Annotated in this window: 15 protein-coding genes; 7 read left to right on the forward strand and 8 right to left on the reverse strand. The window is 70.9% G+C overall.

What is annotated here, in order from left to right; all coding sequences use genetic code 11:
- Positions 1-10: 10 nt before the first annotated feature.
- From ACIBUY_RS40820 to ACIBUY_RS40830, 3 genes are all read left to right on the forward strand, one after another.
- Positions 11-1,501, forward strand: a complete 1,491-nt coding sequence (locus tag ACIBUY_RS40820; protein ID WP_399155385.1) for a long-chain fatty acid--CoA ligase — start codon at positions 11-13, stop codon at positions 1,499-1,501.
- 69 nt (positions 1,502-1,570) lie between these two features.
- Positions 1,571-2,029: a MaoC family dehydratase gene (locus ACIBUY_RS40825; RefSeq protein WP_365576341.1), complete on the forward strand. Its 459-nt coding sequence runs from the start codon at positions 1,571-1,573 to the stop codon at positions 2,027-2,029.
- A 35-nt stretch (positions 2,030-2,064) separates the two neighbouring features.
- Positions 2,065-2,565, forward strand: a complete 501-nt coding sequence (locus ACIBUY_RS40830) for a tetratricopeptide repeat protein (protein WP_365576313.1) — start codon at positions 2,065-2,067, stop codon at positions 2,563-2,565.
- Between the two features lie 75 nt (positions 2,566-2,640).
- Here ACIBUY_RS40830 and ACIBUY_RS40835 read toward each other — a convergent pair whose 3' ends face one another.
- From ACIBUY_RS40835 to ACIBUY_RS40845, 3 genes are read right to left on the reverse strand one after another with little or no spacing between them, the layout of a single operon-like run.
- Positions 2,641-3,426, reverse strand: coding sequence for an ABC transporter permease (locus tag ACIBUY_RS40835; protein WP_365576315.1), 786 nt, complete (start codon positions 3,424-3,426; stop codon positions 2,641-2,643).
- Complete coding sequence (locus ACIBUY_RS40840) at positions 3,423-4,403, reverse strand: ATP-binding cassette domain-containing protein (RefSeq protein ID WP_399155386.1); 981 nt, start codon at positions 4,401-4,403, stop codon at positions 3,423-3,425. Before ACIBUY_RS40840 ends, ACIBUY_RS40835 begins: the two co-directional genes overlap by 4 nt.
- A gap of 31 nt (positions 4,404-4,434) precedes the next feature.
- The gene (locus ACIBUY_RS40845; RefSeq protein ID WP_399155387.1) at positions 4,435-5,103 is read right to left on the reverse strand and encodes a DUF4097 family beta strand repeat-containing protein; all 669 of its coding nucleotides are present in this window, start codon (positions 5,101-5,103) and stop codon (positions 4,435-4,437) included.
- A 273-nt stretch (positions 5,104-5,376) separates the two neighbouring features.
- Between ACIBUY_RS40845 and ACIBUY_RS40850 the strand changes: the two genes are divergently transcribed.
- Positions 5,377-5,739 (forward strand): OB-fold domain-containing protein, encoded by a 363-nt coding sequence (locus tag ACIBUY_RS40850; protein ID WP_365576321.1) that lies wholly within the window; start codon positions 5,377-5,379, stop codon positions 5,737-5,739.
- A gap of 12 nt (positions 5,740-5,751) precedes the next feature.
- On the opposite strand, the gene ACIBUY_RS40855 is transcribed toward ACIBUY_RS40850, so the two are convergent.
- From ACIBUY_RS40855 to ACIBUY_RS40875, 5 genes are all read right to left on the reverse strand, one after another.
- Positions 5,752-6,990 (reverse strand): cytochrome P450, encoded by a 1,239-nt coding sequence (locus tag ACIBUY_RS40855; RefSeq protein ID WP_399155388.1) that lies wholly within the window; start codon positions 6,988-6,990, stop codon positions 5,752-5,754.
- Between the two features lie 116 nt (positions 6,991-7,106).
- Complete coding sequence (locus tag ACIBUY_RS40860) at positions 7,107-7,298, reverse strand: ferredoxin (RefSeq protein WP_365576325.1); 192 nt, start codon at positions 7,296-7,298, stop codon at positions 7,107-7,109.
- 4 nt (positions 7,299-7,302) lie between these two features.
- The gene (locus ACIBUY_RS40865; protein WP_365576327.1) at positions 7,303-8,514 is read right to left on the reverse strand and encodes a cytochrome P450; all 1,212 of its coding nucleotides are present in this window, start codon (positions 8,512-8,514) and stop codon (positions 7,303-7,305) included.
- Positions 8,515-8,561: 47 nt separating this feature from the next.
- Positions 8,562-10,121, reverse strand: coding sequence for an FAD-dependent monooxygenase (locus ACIBUY_RS40870; RefSeq protein ID WP_365576329.1), 1,560 nt, complete (start codon positions 10,119-10,121; stop codon positions 8,562-8,564).
- 16 nt (positions 10,122-10,137) lie between these two features.
- Positions 10,138-10,887, reverse strand: a complete 750-nt coding sequence (locus ACIBUY_RS40875) for an alpha/beta fold hydrolase (protein WP_365576331.1) — start codon at positions 10,885-10,887, stop codon at positions 10,138-10,140.
- Between the two features lie 350 nt (positions 10,888-11,237).
- Between ACIBUY_RS40875 and metK the strand changes: the two genes are divergently transcribed.
- The 3 genes from metK to ACIBUY_RS40890 form a co-directional block, all read left to right on the forward strand.
- A complete protein-coding gene (metK, locus tag ACIBUY_RS40880) occupies positions 11,238-12,461 on the forward strand; it encodes a methionine adenosyltransferase (protein ID WP_399155389.1) in 1,224 nt (407 codons plus the stop codon).
- A 30-nt stretch (positions 12,462-12,491) separates the two neighbouring features.
- The gene (locus tag ACIBUY_RS40885) at positions 12,492-13,466 is read left to right on the forward strand and encodes a carbohydrate kinase family protein (protein WP_365576335.1); all 975 of its coding nucleotides are present in this window, start codon (positions 12,492-12,494) and stop codon (positions 13,464-13,466) included.
- Positions 13,463-15,702: homocysteine S-methyltransferase family protein (locus tag ACIBUY_RS40890; RefSeq protein ID WP_399155390.1), on the forward strand; the 2,240-nt coding region annotated here is incomplete at its 3' end. The genes ACIBUY_RS40885 and ACIBUY_RS40890, both read left to right, overlap by 4 nt.

Raw genomic sequence — 15,702 nt, forward strand, 5'->3', positions numbered from 1 at the left:
GGGAGTCGGTATGCGCAACGAGGGACTGGGGTCGTGGCCCGCACGCAGGGCCCGCAAGACCCCGCACCGCACCGCACTGATCCACGAAGGCAGCACCTGTACGTACGCCGCACTGCACGAGCGCACCACGCGGCTCGCGCACGCGCTGCGCGGGCTCGGGGTGCGGCGCGGCGACCGCGTCGGCTACCTCGGCCCGAACCACCCCTCCTTCCTGGAGGCACTGTTCGCGTGCGGGCTGCTCGGTGCCGTTTTCGTGCCGCTCAACACACGCCTGTCGACGCCTGAACTCACGTACCAGACAAGGGATTCGGGCGTCTCGGTACTGCTGCACCCGGCGGCGGCCGCGGGCGGGTCCCTGCCCGAGGCGCGCCTCGCGCTGGCGGCGGACGGTCCGGCGTACGAGGAACTGCTCGCCGGTGCGTCCGACGCCCCGCTCGACGAGCCGGTCGGGCCCGACGACGTCGCCCTGATCATGTACACCTCGGGCACGACGGGACGCCCCAAGGGCGCCATGCTCACCCACGCCAACCTCACCTGGAACGCGGTCAACGTCCTGGTCGACCAGGACCTGCTCGCCGACGAGGTGGCCCTGGTGACCGCGCCGCTGTTCCACACGGCGGGCCTGAACATGCTCACGCTGCCGACGCTGCTCAAGGGCGGCACGTGCGTCCTGGTCGGCGCGTTCGATCCGGCGCGCACGCTGGAGGACATCGCGCGGCACCGTGTCACCTTCATGTTCGGGGTGCCGACGATGTTCGACCAGCTGACCCGGCAGGCGGGGTGGGCGGACGCCGATCTGTCGTCGCTGCGCCTGCTCAACTGCGGCGGTGCGCCCGTGCCGACGCCGCTCATCGCCGCCTACCAGCGGCGCGGGCTCACCTTCCTGCAGGGCTACGGCATGACCGAGGCCTCCCCCGGCGTGCTCTTCCTCGACGCCGAACACGCGGTCAGCAAGGCGGGTTCGGCGGGGGTGCCGCACTTCTTCAGCGACGTGCGCGTCGTACGGCCCGATCTGAGCCCGGTCGACGTCGGCGAGACCGGCGAGGTGGTGGTGCGCGGGCCGCACGTCATGCCCGGGTACTGGGGGCTGCCCGAACAGAGCGCGGCCGCGTTCACCGACGGCTGGTTCCGCAGCGGGGACGCCGCGCGCATCGACGCCGACGGGTACGTCACCGTCGTCGACCGCTTCAAGGACATGATCATCTCCGGGGGCGAGAACATCTACCCGGCCGAGGTCGAGGACGCGCTGCTCGCCCATCCCGACGTCGCCGAGTGCGCGGTCATCGGCGTACCGGACGAGAAGTGGGGCGAGGTCGGCCGGGCGGTGCTCGTGCCGCGCGCGGGCCGCTCCCCCGACCCCGCCGAGGTCCTCGCCTCGCTCGACGGGCGCCTGGCCCGCTACAAGATCCCCAAGTCCGCCGTCCTCGTGCCGGACCTGCCGCGCACGGCCTCGGGCAAGCTCGTCAAATCCCGGGTGCGCGAGCGCTACGGCACTCTCTGATCCTTCCTTTCGATCTTCCGGCCTTTCGATCACTCAACTCCCGTAAGGAACAAGCACGTTATGGGCTCCATGGGCATCACCGTCAACGGCCTCGGCGAACTGAAGAAGCTCGCGGGCAGCGACCTCGGCACCAGCGACTGGCTCGAGATCACGCAGGACCGCATCAACACGTTCGCCGACGCGACCGGCGACCACCAGTGGATCCACGTCGACGCGGAGCGCGCCGCCGAGGGCCCCTTCGGCGTGCCGATCGCGCACGGGTATCTGACGCTGTCCCTGTTCATCCCGCTGTTCACCGCACTCCTCGACGTCCAGGGCGTCACGACGAAGGTCAACTACGGCCTGGACAAGGTGCGTTTCCCCGCCCCGGTGAAGGTGGGCGCACGCATCCGCCTGACCGCGCGGCTCGCGGAGGTGGAGGAGGTCGCCGGGGGCGGGGTGCAGATCGCGGTCGACGGGACGATCGAGATCGAGGGCGGCGCGAAGCCGGCGGCGGTGCTGCGGAGCCTGTCGCGGTTCTACGCCTGACCGGCCTGGTCCGCATGCCACCGTACGCTGGCGCCGTGACCCACGAACTGACGCCCGAATTGGCCGCGACGATCGAGGACGCCTTCGCGCGTCGCGACCGGGCGCACATGCAGCCCACGATCGACTTCTTCGAGCAGCTGCTGGTCGAGCACCCCGGGAATCCGTACGTGCTGTACGAGGTCGGCGGCTCGTACGACACCGATGGGCAGGAGGAGAAGGCCGTCGGGTACTACGAGCGGGCGTTGCCGGGGCTGAGTGGGGAGACGCGGCGCAAGTGCTTGTTGCAGTACGGCAGTACGTTGCGCAACCTCGGGCGGCTCGAGGAGTCGCTGCGGATGTTCGACGAGGCGTGTGCCGAGTTTCCCGAGTCGGATTCGCTGCGGGTCTTCCGGTCGCTCACCCTGCATGCCGCGGGGAGCAAGGACCAGGCGTTGGCCGCGCTGCTGCTGGTGATCGCGGACCGCGTGGACACTCCCGAGATCAAGCGGTACGAGGCCGCCGTGCGGGGCAACGCCGCATATCTGGCCGGTCTGTAAGTACGTACGAGAAGGGCGGCGCACTCCGACGTCGTGTCGGTGTGCGCCGCCCTGGGGCGGTAGCCACGGCAACGCTTACTTCGGGTCGCTGTTGAACTTCGCGGCCGACCAGCGGTAGCCGAGGATCGCGAGGCCGACGCACCAGGCGAGGGCGATCCACCAGTTGTTGCCGATCTCGGTGCCGAGGAGGAGACCGCGGAGGGTCTCGATGGCCGGGGTGAAGGGCTGGTACTCGGCGATCGGCTGGAACCAGCCCGGCATCGTGTCGGCCGGGATGAAGGCGCTGGAGATCAGGGGCAGCAGGATCAGCGGCTGGGCGCTGTTCGCGGCGGCCTCGGCGTTCGGGCTGGCCAGGCCCATGCCGACGGCGATCCAGGTGAGGGCCAGGGAGAAGAGGGCGAGCAGGCCGAAGGCTGCCAGCCACTCGAGGACGGTGGCGTCCGTGGAGCGGAAGCCGATCGCGACGGCGACCGCGCCGACGAGGACGACACTCATCAGGCACTGCAGGACGCTGCCGACGACGTGCCCGATGAGGACGGAGCCGCGGTGGATCGCCATGGTGCGGAAGCGGGCGATGATGCCCTCGTTCATGTCCGTGGCGACGGAGACCGCGGCGCCGATGACGGTGCCGCCGATCGTCATCATCAGGATGCCGGGGACGATGTAGGCGATGTAGTCGGAGCGGTCCGAGCCGCCGATGCCGGCGCTCATCACGTCGCCGAAGATGTAGACGAAGAGCAGGAGCAGCATCACCGGGGTGAGCAGCAGGTTCAGGGTGAGCGACGGGTAGCGGCGGGCGTGCAGCAGGTTGCGGCGCAGCATGGTCTTCGAGTCGCGCACGGCAAGGGCGATGGTGCTCATCGGACTGACTCCTTGGCCTGGGTGGGGATCTTGTTGTCGCCGGTGAGGGCGAAGAACACGTCGTCGAGGTCGGGGGTGTGCACGGTGAGCTCGTCGACCTCGATGCCGGAGGCGTCCAACTGGTCGAGGAGGGAGCGCAGTTCGCGCTGGCTGCCGTCGCTGGCGATGGACAGGGCCAGTGCCTCGTCGTCGCGGGAGACGTCGTGGGAGACGTCGTGGGAGGTGTCGGCAAGCGTGTCGGCCGCGGACTGGTAGGCGTCCGGGTCGGTGAAGCGGAGGCGGATGTGCCCGCCCGGGATGAGCCGCTTGAGTTCCTCGGCGGTGCCCTCGGCGGCGATCTTGCCGTCGTTCAACACCGCGATCCGGTCGGCGAGTTCGTCGGCCTCTTCCAGGTACTGGGTGGTGAGGAAGACGGTGACGCCGTCGGCGACGAGTTCGCGGATGATGTTCCACATGTTGTGGCGGGAGCGCGGGTCGAGGCCGGTGGTCGGCTCGTCGAGGAAGATGATCCGCGGGTTGCCGACCAGCGTCATGGCGATGTCGAGCCGCCGCTTCATGCCGCCCGAGTAGGTCGAGGCGGGCTTCTTCGCGGCGTCGGTCAGGTCGAAGCGCTCCAGCAACTCGGCCGCGACGCGCCGCCCTTCGGCCTTGGACAGGTGGTGCAGGTCGGCCATGAGGAGCATGTTCTCCTCGCCGGTGATCAGGCCGTCGACGGCGGAGAACTGTCCCGTCACGCCGATCGCGGCACGCACCGCCTGCGGGGCGGTGGCCAGGTCGTGGCCACCGACGTGCAGGTCACCGGCGTCGGCGGTGATGAGGGTGGAGAGGATCTTGACGGCAGTGGTCTTGCCGGCGCCGTTCGGGCCGAGCAGGGAGAAGATCGTGCCCTCGGGGACCGTGATGTCGATGCCGTCGAGGACGGTCTTGTCTCCGTAGGACTTGCGCAGCCCGTGCGCCGCGATGGCCTGGGTGGTCATGACGAGTAACTCCTTGGACGCTGCGTCGGGTTCAGAGGCTGCGGGCGGTGATGTCGCCCTTGTTGGTGGTCGCCCTGATGGTCAGGGCGGGGGTGCCGTCGGTGTTCTTGAGGGTGTTGGTGATCCGGCCGGAGGCGGTGCCGGCGTCCAGGGCGGCGGAGACGCCGTGGGCGGCGCCGACGGTGACGTTGCCCGCCAGGGTGTCCAGCGTGAGCACGCCCGCCGCGGCCTCGTTGACGGTCACGTCGCCCTTGTGGGTGCTGATCTCGCCGGAGCCGGTCAGCCGGCCGACCGTGACGTCGGAGTCGAAGGCGGTGAGCCGGACGCTCGCGGCCGCCTCGATCTCGACCGCGCCCTGGCCGCCGTCGAAGGCGACGTCGCCGAGCGGACCCGCGCCCCGGAACTCGGCGGCGGCGGCCTTCGCCTCGACGCTGGAGCCCGCGGGCAGCTGGACGGTGACCTCGACGGCGCCGGAGCTGCCGAGCAGCCGGTTCTTCGCCTCCGGGTACCGGACGCTCAGGACGCCGTCCGCGTAACCGACCTCGATCTGCTCGGCGGCCTTCACGTCGCGGCTCTTGCCGGCGTCGGCGGGCAGGACCTGGACCGTGGCGTCGGACCGGTCAGCGGCGATGAGGTGGATGCGCCCGGCGGCAATGTCGAGGACGGCGTTCACGGGGGCGGTGGTGTCGAACTTCTGCATCGTTCTCTCCTTGGCTCTGCGTTCCTGCTCGCTGTTTCCGATGAGTGAAAAGCTACGTTGCTTTCCGAGAGTCTTCAACAGCTTCGTTGCATGAAAGTGCAGTAACTGCAGGTGAGAGCAAGGAAATTGTTGCAACGGAATGCGCTTTAACGCAACGGCGCGCACGCGCTACGTTGCAATGGGCCGTGAGTTAACGCTCTGCCGCTCCTCGACAGGCCCTCTAGGCGCGCGCCGTAGGTTGGACCGCACACTCGACGCCGAGGATGTGATCGCGTGTCCCCCATCGCCGCCGCTGCCTTCGAACCCCTGGTGTTCCAGCGCTGTCGCTGGTGCCACACCCCCTCGTTCCGCCGCGTCCTGTGCCCGGCCTGCGGCTGTGGCGAGCTCGACGAGGAACGCAGCGCGGGCCTGGGCGTCGTACGCAGCATCAAAGTCGTACGCAGCACCGCGGCCGCACCGCAGGCGGTGGCCGTCGTCGAGCTCGAGGAGGGCGTGCGGGTGCGCTCGACCGTCATCGGCGGCCCGTGCGGCCCCGACGCGGTGTTCGTCGGGGACCGCGTCGAGGTGATCGCGGCCCCGGGATCGGCGCCGCACCGCCCGACCTTCCGGCTCTCGGGTTCTCCGCTCGCGCGCTGAACTACCCCTGGATCAGGCCGAGTCGGGCCCGTGGAGGTACACCGGAAGTTCCGGGTGGCCGTTCATGAGGAACGTCGGCAGGGGCGCGAGCCGGTCGGGCTCGACGGCGAGACGCAGATCGGGGAAGCGGTCGAACAGGGCGCGCAGGGCGATGGTGGTCTCCAGCCGGGCGAGGGGCGCGCCGAGGCAGTAGTGCACGCCGTGGCCGAAGGCGAGGTTGTCGCGGCGGTCGGCGCGCAGCACGTCGAAGGCGGCCACGTCGTCGCCGTAGGCCTGCGGGTCCAGGACGGCGGCGGCGAAGGAGACGATGATGGCGTCGCCCTTCTTGATGAGCACGTCGCCCAGTTCGATGTCCTCCAGCGCGTAGCGCAGCGGCATGAAGGCGGCAGGCGGCTTGACTCCGAGGATCTCGGTGACCACGTCGTCCCAGCTCGCGCGGGACTCCCGGACGTGGGCGAGCTGCTCGGGGTGGGACAGCAGCGCCGCGCCCGCGCTCGTGACGATGGTGGCGACCGTCTCCAGACCGGCGCTCAGGATGAGCCGCAGGGTGTCCAGGAGTTCCAGTTCCGTCAGCCGGTCGTCGTGGTCACGGGCGCGCAGCAGCGCCGAGGTGAGGTCGTCGCCGGGCTGCTCGCGCTTGGCGGCGATCAGCCGGGTCAGGATCTCCACGGTGTCCTGGTGGGACCTGGCCATCTCCTCGGCGGTGGACGCGCTGCTGAAGCCGACGTCGATGATCTCGCACAGCAGTTGCTCGTCCGTCCCGTCCATCCCGATCAGTGCGCAGATCACCTGGAGGGGCAGCCGCTGGGCGTACTGCGCCCGCAGGTCCACCGGCTCCCCGGCGGGCCGGGCCGCCAGTGCGTCGAGGAGCTCGGCGACCCGGGCCTCGATGTCGTCGCGCAGGGCCGCCACGCGCCGCGTGGTGAACACCCCGGCGACCAGCCGGCGCAGCCGCGCACGGTTCTCCCCGTACGTGGTGAGCATGTTCTGCCCCATGACCCAGCTGTACAGCGGCCACTCCAGGGTGATCTCACCCTCTGCGAAGGGCGGCCAGTGCAGGTGGGCGTCCTTGGACACCCGTGGATCCAGGGCGAGTTGCTTGACGTACCGCTGGTGGACGACCGCCCACGCGAGGACTCCGCCCGGCAGTTCGACCTGGGTGGCCGCGCCCTGCTCGCGCAGCATCGCGGCCTCGCCCGCCTGGTCACGGCCTAAGACGTCCAGCGCATAGGGACACGCAGAGATTTCCATTCCCCCACTACTCCTTCGAACGGCACGGTGGCGGCCCCTGTCGATCTGCCGACAGGGGCCGCCACCGATGGTGCCCGGTTCTGCTTGTGCTGGTCGTACCGGGCGTTCTGCCTCTTCTAGTTCTCGATCAGGATCCGCACGGCCCCCGAGGGGCAGCAGTCCGCGGCGCGACGCACGGTCGCGTCGGTGGCGTCGACCGTACGAAGAGGGGTCACGCGCCCGTCGTCGTCCTGGTCGAAGTCCTGGGGTGCGATGAGGGCGCACATGCCGGCGCCGACGCAGCGGCTCGGGTCAACGACGAGTTTCATGGCGTTACTTCACCTCCCAGGTCACCGGCAGGTTCCAGACGCCGTAGATGTTCTCCCGGGTCCGCATGGGTATCTCGTCGGCCGGGGCGGCCAGTTGCAGCGTCGGGAAGCGCTCCAGGAGCGCGGGGATGGTGACGCGCAGCGTGACGCGGGCGAGCTGCTGGCCCAGGCACTGGTGGACGCCGTGCGAGAACGCCAGGTGGCCCGAGGGCTTGCGGCGCAGGTCCAGGCGGTCCGGGTCGGGGTACTTCTTGGGGTCCCGGTTGCCCACCGCGAGGGAGAACACCACCGTCTCCCCGCCCTTGATGGTCTCGCCGCCGAGCTCGACGTCCTCGAGGGCGGTCCGGTACGCCATGTCCGCGACGCTCAGGTAGCGCAGCAGCTCCTCGACCGCGTCGTCGGCCAGGGACGCGTCGGCCATCAGCGCGGCCAGCTGCTCGGGGTGGTCGAACAGGACGAGCATGCCGGTCGCGATCATGTTGGACGTGGTGTCCATCCCGGCGCCCAGCAGGAACGCGCAGAACCCGGCGATCTCGTCGAGGGTCAGCTCCGTGGCGGCCAGGTCGCTGAGCATGTCGTCGGTCGGGTTCGCCCGCTTCTCCACGACGAGGCTGTGCAGGAACTCGTGGACCGCGTTGTGCGCGACCCCGCGCTCCTCCAGGCTGACGTCCCAGCTCATCACCGTGCGGGCCTGCGCGAGGAACTCCTCGCGGCGGTCCTCGGGGACGGCGAGCAGTTCACAGATCGTCAGCGACGGGACGGCCTCCGCGAACACCTTCACCAGGTCGACCGGAGGCGTCAGCTTCTCCATGGCGTCCAGGTGCTCGATCGTCATCTTCTCGATGCGCTCGGTCAGCAGCCGCATGCGCCGCACGGTGAACAGGCCGGTCACCGCCTGGCGGATCCGGGTGTGGTGCGGCGGGTCGATGCCCGACGGGTCGCCGACCAGCGCGGCCGGCAGCGTCTCGCCCTCCTCGACGAACGGGAACGGCAGGTGCCACAGCTCGTAGCGGGCGCTGAAGCGCTTGTGGTCCGCGAGCACCTTCCGCATCAGCTGGTAGTCGGTGAGGATCCAGGCGTAGTGGCCGTCCGGCAGTTTGACGCGGTGGACCGGGGCGGAGTGCTGCAGTTCCCGCCATGCCGGGGACGGCTCGATGGGGCTTTCCTGGGTGCGGGTCCCGGGCTGCAGCATCAGCTCGATCAGCTGCTCGGTCATTCTTACACCCTCCATGGCAACGGAGTTGTGGGCGATGTCAAGGCTCTTCAGTCCTTACGTTTCGTTGCTGGCCCGAACCAGGTGGTGAGGGCGGTCTCCAGCGCGGACGTGTCGGGGGTGCCGTCGGCCGCCCACGCGGTGTGGCCGTCGGGGCGCACGAGGACCGCGGACGGCGCGGGGATCTCGCCGACGGCCGGCACGAGCCAGGTCTCGTCGGCGCTGCGGGCCTCGACGAAGTCGACGCGCTCGGCCCAGGTCCGCGCGAGCGCCGCCACCTCCGCGCTGCCGCCCAGGTCGAGCAGGACGGGGCGGGCGGCGTGCAGCAACTCGTGGATGCCGCCGATGCCTTCGGGCGTCTCGAGGTCGGCGTCGGGGACCCGGCGGCCCGCCAGCTGGTGGCCGCCGTCGGCGGGGTAGCGGATGTCGAGCGCGGTGAGCATGCCGACCAGTTGCCGGTTGACGTCGTCGATCACGAGGAGCGAGCCGAACACCTCGCGCAGGGCGTCGGTCTGCGGTCCCGGGCGGGCGAGCGCCGACTGCGCCCGGGTGTTGAGCAGCACGCGCTCCGCGACGGGGTGACGCTCGTCGTGGTAGCTGTCCAACAGGCCCTTCGGGGCCCGCCCCTGGACCTCGGCGGCGAGCTTCCAGCCCAGGTTGACCGCGTCCTGGACGCCCATGTTCAGGCCCTGCCCGCCGGCCGGGAAGTGGATGTGCGCCGCGTCGCCCGCGAGCAGCACCCGGCCCTTGCGGTACTGGGCGGCCTGGCGTGCGGCGTCGTTGAACCGGGAGACCCAGCGCGGCTTGTGCATGCCGAAGTCGGTGCCCGCGAGCCGGATCAGGGACTGGCGCAGCTGCTCGAACGTCACGGGCTCGTCGCGGTCGGCGACGTGGTCGTACTCGGAGGTGATCACCCGGTACCAGCCGGGCTCGAAGGCGATCGCCGAGTAGTCGCCGCCCGCGCAGCGCCGCACCCAGACGTAGTCCTCGGGCAGGTCGGGGAGTTCGACGTCGCCGATCAGGGCGGTCATGGTGGGCTCGGTGCCGGGGAAGTCGATGCCGGCGAGCTTGCGCACAGTGCTGCGTCCGCCGTCGCAGCCCACGAGGTAGCGGGCCCGCAGCGTCGCGGGTCCCGTGTCCTGGCCGCTCGGCCCGACGCCGCTCGACCCGACGCCGCTCAACTCGACGCTCACGCCGGTCTCGTCCTGCCGGATCCCGCTCACCTCGGCGGACCTGCGGATCCGTACGCCGAGTTCGAGGGCGCGCTCCTCGAGGAGCCGCTCGATCTCGGACTGCAGGATCATCAGCGGGTGCGCGTGCCGGGACTCGTCCGGGTCGAACTCGAGGTAGAGGCCGGAGAAGTGGCCCACCGGCTGCAGTTCGCCGGCGGCGAGGAAGCGGTCCAGGATGCCGCGCTGGTCGAGGACTTCGAGGGTGCGCGAGTGCATGCCGCCGGCCCGTGACTCGCCGGTGCGCTCGGGGAGCCGCTCGGCCACCACCACGTCGACGCCCGACAGCCGCAGTTCGCAGGCGAGCATCAGGCCCGTGGGCCCGGCGCCCGCGATCACCACGTCGGTGTCCGTACCGGTGTCCGTACCGGCGTTCGTCACGTCGTTTCCCTCCCGGTCAGGGGGCGGTGGTGCCGGCGAGCAGCCCGTCGCGGACGACGTGGGCGACCTCGGCGACTCGGTCGAAGAGGTAGAAGTGGCCGCCGGGGAAGACCCGCAGGTCGAAGTCGCCGGTGGTGTGCTCCCGCCAGCTCTCCGCGGCGGTCAGCGTCACCATCGGGTCGTCGTCCCCGACCAGGACGGTCATCGGGACGGCGAGGGGCTCGCCGCCGCCCCAGCGGTAGGAGCCGAAGGCCCGGTAGTCGCCGCGCAGCGCCGGCAGCACCATCTCCTGGATCTCGGGGTCGTCGAGCAGATCCCGGTCGGTGCCGCCCAGGTCGGCCACGTCGTTGAGGATGGCTGCGTCGTCGAACAGGTCGTAGCGGACCTTGTCGCGGACTGCGGGACCGCTGCGGCCGGAGAGGAACAGCCGCTGCGGGGCGGGCAGTTCGTCCCGGGCGAGGCGCATGGCGGTCTCGAACGCGACGAGCGCGCCCATGCTGTGCCCGAACAGGGCGTAGGGCCGCCCGCGGTCCGCGGCCAGCTCCGCGGCAACCGCCTCGGCGAGCGGGGCGACGGCCGTGAACGCCTCTTCGTCGTAGCGGTCCTGGCGGCCCGGGTACTGGACGGCCACGACGTCGAAGTCGTCGGCGAGTGCGAGCGCGAGGGGCCGGTAGGCCGTCGCGGAGCCGCCCGCGTGCGGGAAGCAGACGAGCCGCGGTCCGTCCCCCGCGGGCGTGGTGAAGCGCCGGAACCACGTGCTGTTCACAGTTGGTGTCCCTTCGTCTCGTCCGCGCCGGACCGCATCTGAGCGCACGCACGAGACTCCCGCGCCATCCTCGACGGGGGCTCGGACAGCGCTGGAGGGCTTCGAGCGGACCCCTGGTCCGCGGCCGGGGCACCCGCCCCTACCAGGCCGCACGCGCGGCGTCGAGCGGCCCTCCAGTTGCCCTCGACGGGCCGCCGCCACGCTGGCGCCGCGGGCAGCACGACCAGGGAAGGACCGCCCCGGTGCGGCCGACCCAAGCCCCGGCACCCACCTCCCGCCCTCGTTGACGAGCGGACCCGCGCGGACACGGGCGGCACGTTGGACCACGACTGCTCACGCCTAGGAGAGCCATGGCAACTCGGTTGTTCACCTCGGAGTCCGTCACCGAGGGCCACCCCGACAAGATCGCTGACCAGATCAGTGACGCCGTCCTGGACTCCCTCCTGCGCGAGGACCCGACCTCCCGTGTGGCGGTGGAGACCCTGATCACGACCGGCCAGGTGCACATCGCCGGGGAGGTGACCACCGCCGCCTACGCCGACATCCCCGGCATCGTCCGCAAGACCGTCCTGGACATCGGCTACGACTCGTCGGCCAAGGGATTCGACGGCGCCTCGTGCGGCGTCTCGGTCTCCATCGGCGCCCAGTCCCCCGACATCGCGCAGGGCGTCGACACGGCGTACGAGAAGCGCGTCGAGGGCGCCTCCCGCGGAGAAGAAGGGGACGAGCTCGACAAGCAGGGCGCCGGCGACCAGGGCCTGATGTTCGGCTACGCCGCCCGCGAGACGCCCACCCTGATGCCGCTGCCGATCGACCTGGCGCACCGGCTCTCGCACCGCCTCGCCACCGTGCGCAAGGACGGCGTGCTGCCGTACCTGCGTCCCGACGGCAAGACCCAGGTCACCATCGAGTACCAGGACGACCGTCCGGTGCGCCTGGACACGGTCGTCGTCTCCTCGCAGCACGCGCCCGACATCGACCTCGACCAGCTGCTGGCGCCCGACGTGCGCCGCCAGGTCGTGGAGCCCGTCCTCGCCCTGCTCGCCGAGGACGGCATCAAGCTGGAGACCGACGGCTACCGCCTGCTGGTCAACCCCACCGGCCGGTTCGAGATCGGCGGCCCGATGGGTGACGCGGGCCTGACCGGCCGCAAGATCATCATCGACACGTACGGCGGCATGGCACGCCACGGCGGCGGCGCCTTCTCCGGCAAGGACCCGTCGAAGGTGGACCGCAGCGCCGCGTACGCGATGCGCTGGGTCGCCAAGAACGTCGTCGCGGCGGAGCTCGCCGAGCGCTGCGAGGTGCAGGTCGCGTACGCGATCGGCAAGGCGGAGCCGGTCGGTCTGTTCGTGGAGACGTTCGGCACCGAGCACATTCCGCGCGCCGCGATCGAGCGGGCCATCGGCGAGGTCTTCGACCTGCGTCCGGCCGCCATCATCCGCGACCTGGACCTGCTGCGGCCGATCTACTCGCGCTCCGCCGCCTACGGCCACTTCGGCCGTGAGCTGCCCGAGTTCACCTGGGAGCGCACGGACCGTGCCGACCAGCTCAACGCCGCCGCGGGTCGCTGACCGGCCGGACCGAACGGGACGGGAGTTCCCATGCGCATCGCGGTGACCGGCTCCATCGCCACCGACCATCTGATGACGTTCCCCGGCCGGATCGCGGACCAGCTGATCCCCGACCAGCTGGACCGGGTGTCGCTGTCGTTCCTGGCCGACGAGCTGGAGGTGCGTCGCGGCGGGGTCGCCGCCAACATCTCCTACGGCCTCGGCGGGCTCGGGCTCTCGCCCGTGCTCGTCGGCGCCGTCGGCAGCGACTTCGCCGAGTACGAGGTGTGGCTGAAGGAGCACGGCGTCGACACGGGCGCCGTGCACGTCTCCGCGCACCGGCAGACGGCCCGGTTCCTGTGCCTCACGGACCAGGACGCCAACCAGATCGCCGCGTTCTACGCCGGCGCCATGGCCGAGGCCCGCGACATCGACCTCGGCCTGCTCGACCCCGCACCCGACCTGGTGGTCGTGGCGCCCGACGACCCCGAGGCCATGGTGCGGCACACGGAGCGGTGCCGGGCCCTCGGCATCGACTTCGTGGCCGACCCCTCGCAGCAGCTGGCCCGCCTCGACGGCGAGCAGACGCGCACGCTGGTGGCCGGGGCACGCTGGCTGTTCACCAACGAGTACGAGTCCAACCTGCTGCGGGAACGCACCGGTTGGAGCCACGACGAGGTCCTGGCCCAGGTGGGCGCCTGGGTCACCACGCTCGGCGGCGACGGCGTCCGGATCGAGGCCGCGGACACCCCGGCGCTCACCGTGCCCGCCGTCGCCGGAGCCCACGTCGCCGACCCGACCGGCGTCGGCGACGCGTTCCGCGCGGGTTTCCTCGCGGCCCTCGCGCAGGGTCTGAGCCGACTGCGCGCGGCCCAACTCGGCTGCTCACTGGCCTCGTTGGCGCTCGCCGCGGTCGGCTCGCAGGCCTACGAGGCGGACCCGGCCCGGCTGCTGGCGGTCGCCGCCGCGTCCTACGGCACGGAAGCCGCCGACGAACTGGCGGCACATCTGGGAGTCGCACCATGACCACGGTGACCGCGGGCGCCGAGACGCTCCGCACGGCGCTCGCCACGCGCGTGGTGGTCGCCGACGGGGCGATGGGCACAATGCTCCAGGCCCACGACCCGACCCTGGAGGACTTCGAGCAGCTGGAGGGCTGCAACGAGGTCCTGAACGTCACGCGCCCCGACATCGTGCGCTCGGTCCACGCCGCCTATTTCGACGCGGGCGTGGACTGCGTGGAGACCAACACCTTCGGGGCGAACCACTCGGCCGCGTCCGAGTACGACATCGCCGACCGGGTCCACGAGCTGTCCGAGGCGGGTGCCCGGATCGCCCGCGGGGTCGCCGACGAGTTCGCCGCCGAGGACGGCCGCCCGCGCTGGGTGCTCGGCTCGATCGGCCCCGGCACCAAGCTCCCCACCCTCGGCCACACCGGTTTCACGACCCTGCGGGACGGCTTCCAGGCCAACGCGGAGGGCCTGCTCACCGGCGGCGCGGACGCGCTGCTCGTGGAGACGACGCAGGACCTGCTGCAGACCAAGTCGTCCGTCCTCGGCGCCCGTCGGGCCATGGCGGCGCTCGGCATCGACGTCCCGCTGCTGGTCTCGATGGCGTTCGAGACGACGGGCACGATGCTGCTCGGCTCGGAGATCGGCGCGGCGCTCACCGCGCTCGAACCGCTCGGCATCGACATGATCGGCCTCAACTGCTCGACGGGCCCCGCCGAGATGACCGAGCACCTGCGCTACCTCACCCGGCACTCCCGCATCCCGCTGCTGTGCATGCCGAACGCGGGTCTGCCGGTCCTGACCAAGGACGGCGCGCACTTCCCGCTCGGCCCGGAGGGCCTGGCGGACGCGCAGGAGACGTTCGTCCAGGACTACGGGCTCTCGCTGATCGGCGGCTGCTGCGGCACCACGCCCGAGCACCTGCGGCAGGTCGTCGAGCGGGTGCGGGGCGTCACCCCGCCCGCGCGCGATCCGCACCCCGAGCCGGGTGCCGCCTCCCTCTACCAGACGGTGCCGTTCCGGCAGGACACCGCGTACATGGCGATCGGTGAGCGGACGAACGCGAACGGGTCGAAGAAGTTCCGCGAGGCGATGCTGGAGGCCCGCTGGGACGACTGCGTGGAGATGGCCCGCGACCAGATCCGCGAGGGCGCGCACATGCTCGACCTGTGCGTGGACTACGTCGGCCGCGACGGCGTCGCCGACATGAAGGAACTGGCGGGTCGTTTCGCGACCGCCTCCACGCTCCCGGTGGTCCTGGACTCGACCGAAGTGCCCGTGATCCAGGCCGGGTTGGAGATGCTCGGCGGCCGCGCGGTCATCAACTCCGTGAACTACGAGGACGGGGACGGGCCCGAGTCACGGTTCGCGAAGGTCACCGCGCTGGCCCGGGAGCACGGGGCGGCGCTGATCGCGCTGACCATCGACGAGGAGGGCCAGGCCCGCACCGTCGAGCACAAGGTGGCCATCGCCGAGCGCCTCATCGAGGACCTGACGTCCAACTGGGGCATCCACGAGTCGGACATCCTCATCGACACCCTGACCTTCACCATCTGTACGGGTCAGGAGGAGTCCCGGGGTGACGGCATCGCCACCATCGAGGCGATCCGCGAGCTGAAGCGGCGCCACCCGGACGTGCAGACGACGCTGGGTCTGTCGAACATCTCCTTCGGTCTGAACCCGGCCGCCCGCGTCGTCCTGAACTCGGTGTTCCTGGACGAGTGCGTGAAGGCCGGTCTCGACTCGGCGATCGTGCACGCGTCGAAGATCCTGCCGATCGCGCGGTTCGACGAGGAGCAGGTGCAGACCGCCCTCGACCTGATCTACGACCGGCGGGCCGAGGGCTACGACCCGCTGCAGAAGCTGATGGCGCTCTTCGAGGGCGCCACGATGAAGTCGATGAAGGCGGGCAAGGCCGAGGAACTCCTCGCCCTGCCGCTGGAGGAGCGCCTGCAGCGGCGCATCATCGACGGCGAGAAGAACGGCCTGGAGGCCGACCTCGACGAGGCCCTGACGACCACACCCGCCCTGGACATCGTCAACGACACGCTCCTGGAGGGCATGAAGGTCGTCGGCGAGCTCTTCGGCTCCGGACAGATGCAGCTGCCGTTCGTGCTGCAGTCCGCCGAGGTGATGAAGACCGCGGTGGCCCATCTCGAGCCGCACATGGAGAAGTCCGACGCGGAGGGCAAGGGCACGATCGTGCTGGCCACCGTGCGCGGCGACGTCCACGACATCGGCAAGAACCTGGT

Origin of the sequence: Streptomyces sp. NPDC050085 (assembly GCF_044460595.1) — a bacterium.
Classification (GTDB): Bacteria; Actinomycetota; Actinomycetes; order Streptomycetales; family Streptomycetaceae; genus Streptomyces.

Bases quoted from the DNA above. Each gene is read 5' to 3' on its own strand.
- ACIBUY_RS40820 (WP_399155385.1), top strand. From the start codon at position 11: ATGCGCAACGAGGGACTGGGGTCGTGGCCCGCACGCAGGGCCCGCAAG.
- ACIBUY_RS40840 (WP_399155386.1), bottom strand. From the start codon at position 4,403: ATGACCACCCAGGCCATCGCGGCGCACGGGCTGCGCAAGTCCTACGGA.
- metK (WP_399155389.1), top strand. From the start codon at position 11,238: ATGGCAACTCGGTTGTTCACCTCGGAGTCCGTCACCGAGGGCCACCCC.
- ACIBUY_RS40855 (WP_399155388.1), bottom strand. From the start codon at position 6,990: ATGGAAATCTCTGCGTGTCCCTATGCGCTGGACGTCTTAGGCCGTGAC.
- ACIBUY_RS40885 (WP_365576335.1), top strand. From the start codon at position 12,492: ATGCGCATCGCGGTGACCGGCTCCATCGCCACCGACCATCTGATGACG.
- ACIBUY_RS40845 (WP_399155387.1), bottom strand. From the start codon at position 5,103: ATGCAGAAGTTCGACACCACCGCCCCCGTGAACGCCGTCCTCGACATT.
- ACIBUY_RS40835 (WP_365576315.1), bottom strand. From the start codon at position 3,426: ATGAGCACCATCGCCCTTGCCGTGCGCGACTCGAAGACCATGCTGCGC.
- ACIBUY_RS40865 (WP_365576327.1), bottom strand. From the start codon at position 8,514: ATGACCGAGCAGCTGATCGAGCTGATGCTGCAGCCCGGGACCCGCACC.
- ACIBUY_RS40825 (WP_365576341.1), top strand. From the start codon at position 1,571: ATGGGCATCACCGTCAACGGCCTCGGCGAACTGAAGAAGCTCGCGGGC.
- ACIBUY_RS40860 (WP_365576325.1), bottom strand. From the start codon at position 7,298: ATGAAACTCGTCGTTGACCCGAGCCGCTGCGTCGGCGCCGGCATGTGC.